Raw genomic sequence first — 12,148 nt, forward strand, 5'->3', positions numbered from 1 at the left:
GTCGGCGCGCTTCAATGGCGCCGCCTTCCCGCATGAGGGGTCGGGGGACATCGCGCCGGCGTGCCCCTCGGGGCGGCGCCGCCGCGGAGGTGGTCTCAGAAGCGCATGGCGAAGCGGCCGGTGACGGCGTTCTGTGCCGCGCCGGCGGCGACCTGGCCGCTATAGTCCACCGACAGGGTCGCCGCCGTGGAGAGCGCGTAGCCGAGGCCGGCGCCCAGCATCAGCGTGTCCTCGGCGATCGGCGCGCCGGCCACCTGGAAAGGCAGCGCTCCGCCCGTGAACAGCATGGCGGCGGTGGGCGTGGTGTCGCCGAAGGCGTGCTGCCAGCCGACCGTGACGCTCGGCACCAGCATCCGGCCCGCCACCTCCCAGGAGGTCGCCGCCCGCACTCCGAGCGTGGTGTAGAGCGTGTCCATGGCGGCGATGTCCGCCCGCAGCGCCGCCGATCCGCCGCTCTCCCGCAGGCGCGCGCCCGACAGGCCGAGATAGGCAAGCCCCGCGAACGGCTCCACGTCGGTGGCGCCCAGCGTCAGGCGCCAGGCGAGCTCGCCGAAGGCCTGGAGGCTGCCCGTGGTTGCGCCGCCATCCAGCGCCTGCGCGAAGCCGGGGAAGGCGACGACGCGGTCGACCGACACGTCGTGCCAGGAATAGGCAAGCGCGCCGCGCGCGGCGAGGGCGCCGAAGCGGGTGCCGGCATAAAGGCCGAGGCCGTAATTGTCGATGGTGCCGGAGGAGGCGCGATCGTCCACATCGAAGGTCGAGCGGCCATAGCCGCCGAACACGCCCGCCCGGGCATGGTCGGATACCGCCACGTCGGCGCCCATGAGGAAGCCGCCGACGGTGTTGGAAACGGCGGCGGCGTTGCCGTTCGCGAACGTGTTGCCCCAGCCGCCATAGCCCTGCATCCAGAGCGTCGGCGCGAGGTCCGGCGCGAGCCGCGCCTCGACCGGGGCCTTGGCGTAGGAAAGCGGCGTCGGCGCCGGCCCGGTCACCGACTGCGCGAGGCGGGCGAGCACCGCGTCGCGCACATAGACCGACTGCTGCTGGATCACCGTGTTTGCCGAGGCATAGGCCTCGCCCGAGAGCGCGGCGAAGGCGTTCGCCACGTCCGGCCCCGCGGGCAACTGGAGCAGGCCGTCATGGACCGGGTTGCCCGGCCCGAGCGCCTGGGCGGCCCGCGCGGTGGCGAAGGTGTTCGCGGTCGGCGCGAAGGTGGTGAAGGCGGTGCCGTTGTAGGTCAGCGTCAGATAGACGTTCTGCGCGTCGTAGCTGAGGCCGGGATCGAGGAAGGCGTAGTTGGCGCTCACCCCGCCGTCGAGGCCGCCGAACTGCCCGCTCACCTGGTCGGTGGTGGTGATGATCGCGTAGGCGGTGCCGGGCTTGAAGGCGCCGGGCACGGCCTCCACCTCCACCCGCGCGCCGCTGGCAAGCGTCACGGCACCGCTGGCGGAGATGATGTCGTGCTGCCCGTCCGGCGTGACGTCGACGCGGTAGGTCGCGCCGTCCTGGAACGTGACCGGACCGCTGACGACCAGCGTGCCCGGCGAGAAGCCCGGCGCCACGATGCCGCCGCTGCCGACGGTAAGCGCGCCGATATTGCCGCCGCCGGCGACGAGGCCGCCGTCTGCGACGACGAAGCCGGCGGAGGCCAGGGCCGCGTTCTGGAGCAGGACGCTGGCGTCCTCCACCGTGACCGTGCCGCTGTAGGACCCGGTCGAGGACAGGAGCGCGGTGCCTCCGCCGCGGAAGGCGGTGGTGCCGGCGCCGGAGAGGGTGCTGGCGACGGCATAGGTGTTCGAGCGGTCGAAGACGAGGGCGGCGTCATTCTGGATCGCGCCGGCGAGCGCGCCGGTGGTGCCGCCGTCGCCGATCTGGAGCGTGCCGGCGGAGATGGTGGTGAGGCCGCCGAAGGTGCTCGCGCCGGTGAGCACGAGCGTGCCCGTTCCCTGCTTGGTCAGCCCGCCGTCGCCGGAGATCGTGCCGGCGAAGGTGCCGTCGGCGTTCTGCTGCACGGCGAGCGTCTTGGCGCCGAGAGCGACGGCGCCGGCGGCGGCGCCGGAGAGGGTCTTGATCGATGCCCCGGCATCGGTGGCGGAGATGTCGAGCGTCCCATCCACCGTCACGGCGCTGGAGGCGGCGATGGCGCCGGCGCCCGACAGAGCGAGCGTCCCGGCCGCGATGGAGGTCGCGCCGGTGAAGGTGTTCACCCCCGTGAGGGATAGCGTGCCCGCGCCCTTCTTGCCGAGCGTGCCGGTGCCGGAGATGACGCCGCCGAAGCTCGCGGCGTTCGCGCGGTTGAACACCAGGGCGGCATTGTTCTCGATGTCGCCGAGGATCGCGCCGGTGGTGCCGCCGCTGCCGATCTGGAGCGTGCCGCCGGAGATGGTGGTGCCGCCGCCGAACGTGCTCGCGCCGGTGAGGGTGAGCGTCGCCGATCCCTCCTTCACCAGGCGGCCGAGGTCGCCGGTGTCGGAGATGACGCCGGCGAACGTGCCGTCCGCGTCCTGCGCCACGGTGAGCGTCTTCACCCACAGGAAGATGGAGCCGGTGGAGGCGCCGGACAAGGTGTGGATCGTGGTGCCGGAGGTGGTTGCCGCAATGTCGAATGCGCCGTCCACCGTCACCGAGCGCGAGGCGGCGATGGAGCCGTCGGCCATCAGGGAGAGCTTGCCGGCGTCGATGGCGGTGTCGCCGGTATAGGTGTTCACGCCCTGGAGCGAGAGCCAGCCGTCGCCCTGCTTGATGAGGCCGCCGGTGCCGGAAATGATGCCGCCGAGATTGCCGTACGAGTCCTGCACCACCGTCAGGTCCTTCCCGCCCAGCACGACGGAGCCGAAGATCGACCCCGAGAGCGTATGGATGGTGGCGCCGGAGGTGGTGCCGGAGATGTCCAGCGTGGCGAAGACCGTGACGTTGCTCGACGAGGTGATGGAGCCGTCGCCCACCAGGGCAAGCGTTCCGTTGGAGATCGTGGTCGCGCCGGAATAGCTGTTGATGCCGGAAAGCGTGAGCTTTTCGCTGCCGATCTTGTACAGGCCGCCGGTGCCCGAGATCACGCCCGCGAAGTCTCCATCGGCATTCTGCGTGACCGTCAGGGTGTTGGCGCCGAGCTTGATGGCGCCGGTCGCGGCGCCGGACAGGGAGTTGAGGGAAACGCCGGCAGCTTTCGCCGAGATGTCGAACGTGCCGTCCGCCGTCAGCGCGCTGGAGGCGGCGATGGCGCCGGCCCCGGTCAAGGCGAGCGTGCCCGCCTCGATCACCGTCGCGCCGGTATAGGTGGCGGCGGCCGACAGCGTCAGCGTGCCCTCGCCCTGCTTGGTGAGGCCGCCGGCCCCCTGCAGCGCCTGGGTGATGCCGACGCTGTAGCCGTTGCTGTCGATGAAGGCGCCGCCGGATTTGATGTCGATCTCGCTGGCGGTGAAGCCCAGAAAGAGATCGGCATTGTCCGCGGTCGCGCGCAGCACGCCGCCGTTGAAGTTGATCTGCGCCGTGCCGGTGCCGGCGCCGACGCCCTGCACGGCGAGGACGCCGCGGGCGCCGTCGGTGCCGGAGAGATTGAGCGTCCCGGAGCCGGAAGCTCCGGATCCGAGGCCGATCGCGGCGGCAGTCACCGTGGCGCCGTCGGCGACGGTGAGCGTGCCGGTGCCATCGAGGCCGACGGCGATCAGGCTCTGATCGACCTCCCAGCTCGATCCCGCGCCGGTCACCGTCACGGTGCCTGCCGTCCCGGCTCCGGCGCCGAGAATGGCGTAGCTGCTCGTGACCTTGCCGCCCGCCTCGATGTTCAGCGTGCCCTTGGCGGTGTCGTCGAAGCCGATGAGGAAGAAATTGCTGTCGCCGATCTGCCAGGACGAGCCCGCGCCGGTGACGGTCACGGTTCCGACCGAGGCCCCGGCCACGCCGATGACGGCTGTGTCGCTCTTCGCCGTGGCGCCGCCCTCGACCGTCAGCGTGCCGGTTCCCAGGTTGCCCACCGCGAGGGCTCCGTCCGGGACCTCGAAAAGGGAGGCTGCTCCGGCGACAGTCACCGTGCCGATCGAGCCCGCCTCGTTGCCGATGAAGGCGTCGCCTGCCCGGACCGTCGCGCCGTCCTGGACGTTCAGCGTGCCGGTTCCGGTGCCGCCGACGATGAGCTGGCCGTCGATGATCCATGGAGACGGGACGGCCAGGCTCGGCACGGTGACGACGTCGCCGCCGTCGATGGTCACATCGGCCGCTCGGGCCGGTGCTCCCGGCAGGAGCAATGCGGCGCCGGCGACCGAAGCGAGGAGCGCCGGACGCACATGACGCGGGCGACGCGGTGCCCGCACCACGGCCGGCGCCCGCCACGCCCGGCCCGCACGATCCTTGGTCCCCGGCGCATTCCGCGGCCCCATTGCCCCTCGCATCGCGCAAGCCGTTGATTCGCCCGCCGAACCGTTGCGGAGCCGGGCAAATCTACGGACGAAGGCGCCCTGGGGCATCTCCTCTAGATAGGGGATATGCCGCCGAAGCTCCCAGGCCGTTCCGCGTCGAAGCGGCGCCGGGGCGGGTTGCTGCCTCGCCCGGCATCCCGGCGGCGGCAATGGCGTTGGCTCGGGATTTGCTACAGTCTGCGATTGCAGGCCGTCTGCGCTTCGGAGCCTGATCGGCTCGGCGGGGCGGTGGGCGCAGCAGGTCTGGGCGGGAGAGGGGACCTATGGGAGTGATCGTCGCGCCGCCTGGTCCTTGCCGGCTGTTCTCATGCGGGCTGTTTCCTTGCCGCCCATTTACCTGCCGCCCATTTTCTTGCCGCCGGTGCACCGGCGCGCGGCAGCCGGGCCGGAGCCGCCCATGATCCGCCGGCTGCTGGATGGCCTCTATCTCGTCGCCGGATGGCTCGCCGGCCTGTTCCTCGTCTCCATCTTCGTGCTGATGATGCTGCTCTCCATCGGACGCATCGTCGGCTTCAACATCCCCTCCGGCGACGACTTCGTCGCCTGGTGCATGGCGGCGAGCGCCTTCCTCGGCCTCGCCCACACCTTCCGCTCGGGCGAGCTGATCCGGGTCGGCCTTGTGACCGACCGCCTGAAGGGGCGTGCGAAACGGGTGGTGGAGCTGGGCTGCCTCGTCATCGGCACCGTCACCGTCGGCTATTTCGCCTGGAACGCGGTCATCCTCAACTGGGACAGCTACCGCTTCGACGACATCTCCCAAGGGGTTGTGGCCGTGCCGCTCTGGCTGCCGCAGCTCGGCTATTCGGCTGGCCTCGTGATCCTCGCCGTCGCCTTCGCCGACGAGCTGGTCCACGCGCTTCGCGGCGGCGCCCCGCGCTACGAGAAGCCACCGCCCGCCTCGGCCGAGGAAGTGGTCGAGCGCGCCATGCAGAGCGGGGTCTAGCGCCATGGAGATGATCGAGATCTCCGGGCTGCTCCTGCTGCTCCTGTTCGTCCTGCTTGCGGGCGGCGTGTGGATCGCCGTCGCGCTGCTGGTGGTGGGCTTTGTGGGCATGCAGTTCGTCGGCGGCGGCATCCCCGCCGGCGCGGTGCTCGCCACCACCATCTGGGGCAATTCCGCCTCCTGGACGCTCGCCGCCTTGCCGCTGTTCGTGTGGATGGGCGAGATCCTGTTCCGCACCCGCCTGTCGGAGGAGATGTTCCGGGGCCTCGCCCCCTGGCTCAACTGGCTGCCGGGCCGGCTGATGCATGTGAACGTCATCGCCTGCGGCCTGTTCGGCTCGGTCTCCGGCTCCTCCGCCGCCACCTGCGCCACGGTGGCCAAGATCGCGCTGCCGGAACTGAAGAAGCGCGGCTACGACGACATGGTGAGCCTCGGATCTCTGGCGGGCGCCGGCACGCTCGGCATCCTCATCCCGCCCTCGATCACCATGGTGGTCTATGCGGTGGCGGCGAACGTCTCCATCATCCAGGTGTTCCTCGCCGGCTTCCTGCCCGGCTTCCTGGTGATGGCGCTCTATTCCGGCTACATCATCGTCTGGTCGCTGCTCAACCCGAGGCGCACGCCGCCCGCCGACCCGCCGATGCCGTGGCGCGAGAAGCTGAAGGAATCGGCGAACCTCATCCCGGTCAGCCTGCTCATCATCTTCGTGTTCGCCTCGCTGCTGCTGGGCTGGGCCACCGCCACCGAGTGCGCCGCCTGGGGGGTCGCCGGCTCGCTCGCCATCGCCTGGTGGCAGGGCGCGCTCTCCTGGCCCGCCTTCTGGGCCTCGGTGATGGGGGCGACGCGGCTCACCTGCATGATCATGCTGATCCTCGCCGGCGCTTCCTTCATGTCCACCTCCATGGCCTATACCGGCATCCCGGTGGCGCTGGCCCAGTGGGTGGACAGCCTGCATCTGTCGCCCTACGCGCTGATCGCCGCGCTCACCGTCATGTACATCCTGCTCGGGGCGGCGCTCGACGGCCTCTCCATGATCGTGCTCACCACCTCGGTGGTGATCCCCATGATCAAGACCGCCGGCTTCGATCCGGTCTGGTTCGGCATCTTCCTGGTGCTGGTGGTGGAGATGGCGGAGGTCTCCCCGCCCGTGGGCTTCAACCTGTTCGTGCTGCAGACCATGTCGGGCAGGGATTCCAACACGGTGGCGATCGCCTCGCTGCCGTTCTTCTTCCTTCTCGTCGCGGCAGTCGCCATCATCACCGTGTTCCCGCAGATCGTCATGGTGCTGCCGGAGCTCGCCTACGGACGATGAGGACGCCGCGGCGCGCCTCACCCCGCCGAACTTGGGATCAACCCGAAGGAGACGTTCGATGTCGTTATTGATGCGCACCCTCGGCCCGGTCATCGCGGCGGGGGCCCTGGCATTGTCCGCGCCCGCCATGGCGCAGACCAAGTGGAACCTGCCGTCCGCCTATCCGGCCGACAACCTGCACTCGGAGAACCTCGCTTTGTTCGCCAAGGACGTGGAGGCGGCGAGCGGCGGCAAGCTGGTCATCACGCTCCACCCCAACGCCTCGCTGTTCAAGGCGCCGGAGATCAAGCGCGCGGTGCAGACCGGTCAGGCCCAGGCGGGCGAGGTGCTGATCTCGCTGCACGAGAACGAGGACCCGATCTTCGGCGTCGACGTGGTGCCGTTCCTCGCCACCTCCTTCGACGCATCGAGGAAGCTCTGGGCCGCCTCGCGCGCGGCGGTGGAGAAGAAGCTCGCCTCCCAGGGCATCAAGGTGCTCTACGCCATGCCCTGGCCGCCGCAGGGGCTGTTCTCCAAGACCGCGGTGGAGAAGGTGGAGGACCTGAAGGGCGCGAAATGGCGCGCCTACAATGCCGGCACCTCCCGCATCGGCGAGGCGGTGGGCGCCCAGGCCGTCACCGTGCAGCAGGCCGAGCTCGCCCAGGCGCTCGCCACCGGCACCGTGACCGCGCTCATCACCTCCTCGGCCACCGGCACGGACGTGAAGATCTGGGAGAGCATCCCCTATTTCTACGACATCCAGGCCTGGCTGCCGAAGAACGTGGTGTTCGTGAACCAGGCCGCCTTCGACGCCCTCGACAAGCCCACCCAGGAGGCGGTGCTGAAGGCGGCGGCCGCCGCCGAGGCGCGCGGCTGGACGCTCGCCGAGACCAAGACCAGGCAGTACATGGACCAGCTCTCGGCCAAGGGCATGAAGCTCGCCCCGCCGAGCCCGGAGCTGAAGGCCGGCTTCGAGAAGGTGGGCGCCACCCTCACCGAGGCCTGGCTCGCCAAGGCCGGCGACAGCGGCAAGGCGGTGATCGACGCCTACAAGAAGTAGGGTTGCGGCCGGGCAAAGCAGGCGGCGGCTGCGCCCGCCGCCTTGCCGATGCCCGCGCCTCACTGTGCGGCTGACGACGTGCGCTCGATGTCCTGATGCAGCCGTTCCAGCAGCTCGCGCGTGCCCTGCTCGCGGCCGGCCACGTCGTCGAAGCCTTCCAGATAGGCGCCCTGCTCGGTGAGCGTGAGGCGGGTGCCGCCCGGCGCCGGCTCCAGCAGCATCGTCACCAGCGACGAGGACATGGGCGTCCCCTCAAGACTCATGGAATAGGCGAAGATGATGCGCCGGTTCTCGTTCACGTCGAGATAGACGGTGTCGTTGCGGACCAGGGGGCCGCCCTTGAAGCGGAAGCTCGACCGCTCGAAGGCGCCGGCGCCGAAGCCGGGCTCGTAGGAGACCACCTCGAAGCCCTCGCCTTCCACCAGCCAGCGGCGCTTGGCGGAGGGGGAGGCGATGGCGGCGAACACCACCTCCGGCGCGCGCGGATAGGTCCGCTGGAGTGTGAAGGAGGCGTGGGTGACGGGGCGGGCCGCGGTTTGGGTCATGGGTTTTCTCCTGGGTCGGGGGCATCCTTGAGAGACGGCTCGGGCAATTCCGCGATGATGCCGCCGAGGCGGTCGAGGCGGTGCTCCCACAGTGCCCGGCGCTCGCCGATCCAGCGCTCCGCCTGCGCCAGCATGGCCGGCTCCACTTCGCAGGTGCGCACCCGCCCGGCCTTGCGGGAGCGGACGAGACCGCTGGCTTCGAGCACCTGCAGGTGCTGAAGAACCGAGGGCAGGGACATGGCGAGCGGCGCTGCCAGTTCGCTGACTGTCGCCGGACCGCGGCAGAGCCGCGCCACCATGGTGCGCCGGGTGCCATCGGCCAGCGCGTGGAACAGGCGATCGAGGGTGGCGGGCTCTTGGTTAAGCATATGCCTAAGTATAGAGGCGCGCCGAGTGGCGTCAAGAAAAGTTTGGCGAATGCCTAACTTTTCTGGCTGGCGACCGGCCCCGGCCGCTGTCAGGCTTGGCCGGTTTCGGCCGAGCGCCGTTGGATGCGGTAGGCGAGATCGGCCGGCAGGCCGCCGGAGGCGGCCTCCACATCGCGCGACAGGCGGGCGATCTCGCGCGTCTCGCCGGCACCGTCGGGCGTCGTTCCCAGAAGCGAGAACGTCGCCAGCGGCCGCTGCCCCAGGATCATGTCCTCCAGCCGCCGGAACGCGTCCGGGCGCCCGCGCGCCGCGGCGACGGCGTCGGCGATGGACGGCGGATCGAGAAAGGCCATCAGCTCCGGCACATCCTCCAGGAGGCCCGCGACCTTGTGCGTGTTGCTGGAGAGCGCGACGAAGGGGACGCCCGCCAGGACCGCGCAATAGACGCCGTGATGGCGGCCCGTGACCACCGCCGGCGCGGTCTTCATGGTCGCCGGGACATGGCGCCAGTGGGGGGCGATGTTGCCGCACATCAAAGGCAGGAAGAACGCCCGCAGCGGCTGCGGATGCCGCAGGAAGCGCAGGCTCGCCGCGCCGGTGTCCGCGTCGCGCTCATGGTGCCAGTCGGTCACCGGCACCTGGCCGGCGAGATCCAGGATCGGCTGCGGATCGAACTGCGCCTCGACGAAGGAATCGGGAATGACGCGCGGCCGCCGGCCGCGGGCCTCGAGCCAGCGGGCGGAACGGCTGTCGCGGACGACGATGTCGTCGATGGCGCGGAACACGTGGTCGAAGCCCTCGGTGCCTTCGAGCACGCAATTGACCAAAAGGGTCGCCTTGCGCAGCTTGTGCGCCGCCGCCAGCACGTTGAGGTATTCGGTACCGGCCGCGTGATGGATGGTTCCTTCCCCGTTAACCACCACGGCGTCGACGGCGTTCAGGCGCCGCATGAAGTCGTCGTCCGCCAGGACGCGCCGCAGGCCCCTTTTGGCATCGGCGTCGCGGAACCGGCCCACCTGGCCGATGAAATATCTCTGGGTCACATGATGTCCGGCGCGGCCCAGCATTCTCGCATGCGCATCCGAGACGCCCTGGCATCCCACGTGGCTCACGAGGCCGGTGTCGTTGAGAAGCATGATCTGCATGGTCTGGGTCTGATCCTCCGCGCGGAAAGCCGGGATCGCGCCGATCCGCCGGGGCGGCTCCGTCGCCCCGTTCCTGCCGCAAGGCGCACATTACCCCAGAGCCGGGTGCGCTCACATCGAATCGCCGCCGCGATTGCGTTGAACGACGGGTTCTTATCAATCGGCGGTTCGGCGCGCGAGAGGGCAGTCCATGCCGTCCGGCCGCAGGGCCGGGGCGCATCGGCCGGTCCCGGCATGCCGCGCGCGCCATGCGTCTTGCATTCGCCCGCATTAGCGGCAGACTGGCGGCGCATGTTGCGTTGCAGCGTCCGCGCGGCGGCCGGCGGTGCGTGCGATCCGGCCCGCTTGGGCCGGGATGGCGAGGATGGCGGCGTGAGCGTGAGTACTTCCATCGTCGCCGGGGCGCGCCTCGGCCTCGCCCGCCTGGCGCTGGGCATGCTGCTCGCCGCGCAGGCGCTGCTCGCGCTCATATCCGCGGCGACGCTGCTCGCGCCCTGGGTCTGGCAGGCGGACCTCCTCACCTTCTTCCGCCCCCATCTGCTTGCGGCGAGCCTCGCGATGCTGCTCCTCGCGCTCTGCACGCGCCATCGGCGCGCGATCCTCATCGCCGTCGCGGTGGCGCTGTTCAACCTCTGGCCGCTCGCGGTCGCGTCCGCGCCGTCCGCGCCGCCGTCCGCGCCCGGGGCGCCCACGGTGCGCATCATGTCGGCCAACCTGCTGAACCGGAATCCCCACAAGGAGGCGTTCCGGAAGACGGTGCAGGAGGTTCGCCCCGATATCCTGGTGGTCCAGGAGGACGTCTTCGCCTGGCCGATCGCGCTCGATCGCCTGGAGGGGTTCCCCTACAAGGCCTCGGACCTCGACGATCGCCTCGGCGCCATCGACGTGCTGAGCCGCCTGCCCATGAAGGTCACGCTGATCGGCGCCGGTCCCGGCGGCATGAAGGCGCGGCGGCGGCGGCCGGTGGCGGTGCGCGCCGAGATCCAGGTCGCGCCCGGCGATCCGCCGCTGGTGGTCTACGCCATCCACCCGCCCAGCCCGCGCCAACTGCGCTACTGGCACCGGCGGGCGGCCACCTTCGCGGAGATCGCGCGGCACATCCGGTCCGAGCCGGAGGGCACGCCCATCGTCGTGGCGGGGGACTGGAACACGCCGCCCTGGTCGCCGCAGTTCGCGACCTTCATGGGCGCGGCAAAGCTCGCTGCCGCCGAGGCGCTGCCCTGGCCGGCGGCGACGCGGGTGTTCTTCGTTCGCGGCCGCGAGCTGCCGCAGTGGCTCGGCGCGCCGGTGGACCGGCTGGCGGTGAAGGGCGGCGTCGGCACCGACGGCCAGCGCTCCGCGCCGGCCTTCGGCTCGGACCACCTGCCGATCTACGCCGACCTGACGCTCCGGTGATCGGCGCCGCGCGCTCTCATGGAGCGAGAGGGCGGTTCCCCGATCACGCCGTTTCAGTTTGATCGGATCGCGCTCTAGCGCACGTGGCGGCCAGTGAGGGCGAAGCAGAAGGCGTCAAGCATGTCCGCCTCCTCCACGTTCAGCGTGCCGTCGGCGCTCACCACCTTGAGGCCGGCGCGCAGCAGCGCCGAGATGGCGTCGTGCCCGCTCTCCATGAGGGTGTCGATGGCGGCCTCGACGGTCTGCTCGGTGGGACGCATGCGGGCGATGTAGCCGCTGAGGCGCTCCCGCTCGGCGCCCGAAAGGTCGACGCCCTTCTCGGCGCAGGCGCGGTCGCAGAAATAGCTCATCTCCTCGACCTCGGCGGCGTTCATCTCCTTGTCGGCGAGGGAGAGCGCCGCGAGCAGCGGCAGGCCGGCCTGGCGCACGATGGTGCGGATGCGCTCGAACCGCGCCTCCTCGGGATCGCCGAGCGTGACGTGGATCGCCTCCTTCGGCCAGACGAAGCCGAAGGTCTCGAAGAAGAAGCGCGCCAGCGGCTCGCGCCGCGCGCCGTCGAGGTCGGTGACGCCGGTGATGCGGTCCACGCGGAACGCGCGGGTGGCCTGCCGCTCGTGGCACTTGGCGATCAGGATCGGCACGCCCTCGGGATTGCGCTCCACCGCCCAGACCGAGATGCGCCGGTGGCTCGGATGGCCGGCATGGTCCACATAGTCTATGGCGAAGGACTGGCCGTCCGCCGCGTCGCGCTTCTGCTCCACCGGGCCGCCGGGCAGCTCGTCGTGGGGATCGTCCGCCGGCACGCCGATGCGATCGGCCCCGGCATAGGGCGGGGCTGCCTGGGCCCTCACCCGGTCGATGAAGAAGGTCTTGAGCGAGGAGATGGCGTTCATGGCGTCGCGTTCATGATATCGCGTTCATGGTGGCGCGCTCGCGGAGGGCGCGTTCCGGAAGTCTCTTGATAGCCGCCCGTTTCCCATTGATCC

Annotated in this window: 9 protein-coding genes; 4 read left to right on the forward strand and 5 right to left on the reverse strand. The window is 70.5% G+C overall.

Going from position 1 to position 12,148, the window contains the following annotated elements:
* Window positions 1-95: 95 nt before the first annotated feature.
* Window positions 96-4,208 carry an autotransporter domain-containing protein gene (locus V5F67_RS06385; protein ID WP_394020014.1) on the reverse strand — a complete coding sequence of 1,371 codons (4,113 nt, stop codon included), beginning with the start codon at window positions 4,206-4,208 and terminating at the stop codon, window positions 96-98.
* 604 nt (window positions 4,209-4,812) lie between these two features.
* Between V5F67_RS06385 and V5F67_RS06390 the strand changes: the two genes are divergently transcribed.
* From V5F67_RS06390 to V5F67_RS06400, 3 genes are read left to right on the forward strand one after another with little or no spacing between them, the layout of a single operon-like run.
* A complete protein-coding gene (locus V5F67_RS06390; protein WP_394020012.1) occupies window positions 4,813-5,358 on the forward strand; it encodes a TRAP transporter small permease in 546 nt (181 codons plus the stop codon).
* 4 nt (window positions 5,359-5,362) lie between these two features.
* Window positions 5,363-6,670 (forward strand): TRAP transporter large permease, encoded by a 1,308-nt coding sequence (locus V5F67_RS06395; RefSeq protein ID WP_394020010.1) that lies wholly within the window; start codon window positions 5,363-5,365, stop codon window positions 6,668-6,670.
* 58 nt (window positions 6,671-6,728) lie between these two features.
* Window positions 6,729-7,709 carry a TRAP transporter substrate-binding protein gene (locus tag V5F67_RS06400; RefSeq protein ID WP_394020008.1) on the forward strand — a complete coding sequence of 327 codons (981 nt, stop codon included), beginning with the start codon at window positions 6,729-6,731 and terminating at the stop codon, window positions 7,707-7,709.
* Between the two features lie 59 nt (window positions 7,710-7,768).
* Here the strand turns inward: V5F67_RS06400 and V5F67_RS06405 are convergent, their stop codons facing one another.
* From V5F67_RS06405 to V5F67_RS06415, 3 genes are all read right to left on the reverse strand, one after another.
* The gene (locus V5F67_RS06405) at window positions 7,769-8,254 is read right to left on the reverse strand and encodes an SRPBCC family protein (protein WP_394020006.1); all 486 of its coding nucleotides are present in this window, start codon (window positions 8,252-8,254) and stop codon (window positions 7,769-7,771) included.
* Window positions 8,251-8,622, reverse strand: coding sequence for an ArsR/SmtB family transcription factor (locus V5F67_RS06410; RefSeq protein ID WP_394020004.1), 372 nt, complete (start codon window positions 8,620-8,622; stop codon window positions 8,251-8,253). The genes V5F67_RS06405 and V5F67_RS06410 overlap by 4 nt, the downstream gene beginning before the upstream one ends.
* Window positions 8,623-8,711: 89 nt before the next feature.
* Complete coding sequence (locus tag V5F67_RS06415; RefSeq protein ID WP_394020002.1) at window positions 8,712-9,767, reverse strand: polysaccharide pyruvyl transferase family protein; 1,056 nt, start codon at window positions 9,765-9,767, stop codon at window positions 8,712-8,714.
* A gap of 372 nt (window positions 9,768-10,139) precedes the next feature.
* On the opposite strand from V5F67_RS06415, the gene V5F67_RS06420 reads away from it, so the two are divergent.
* A complete protein-coding gene (locus tag V5F67_RS06420) occupies window positions 10,140-11,162 on the forward strand; it encodes an endonuclease/exonuclease/phosphatase family protein (protein ID WP_394020000.1) in 1,023 nt (340 codons plus the stop codon).
* A 74-nt stretch (window positions 11,163-11,236) separates the two neighbouring features.
* Here the strand turns inward: V5F67_RS06420 and V5F67_RS06425 are convergent, their stop codons facing one another.
* The gene (locus V5F67_RS06425) at window positions 11,237-12,055 is read right to left on the reverse strand and encodes a WYL domain-containing protein (protein ID WP_394019998.1); all 819 of its coding nucleotides are present in this window, start codon (window positions 12,053-12,055) and stop codon (window positions 11,237-11,239) included.
* Window positions 12,056-12,148 lie beyond the last annotated feature (93 nt).

The organism is Xanthobacter pseudotagetidis (assembly GCF_043194795.2).
Taxonomy (GTDB): Bacteria; Pseudomonadota; Alphaproteobacteria; order Rhizobiales; family Xanthobacteraceae; genus Xanthobacter; species Xanthobacter tagetidis_A.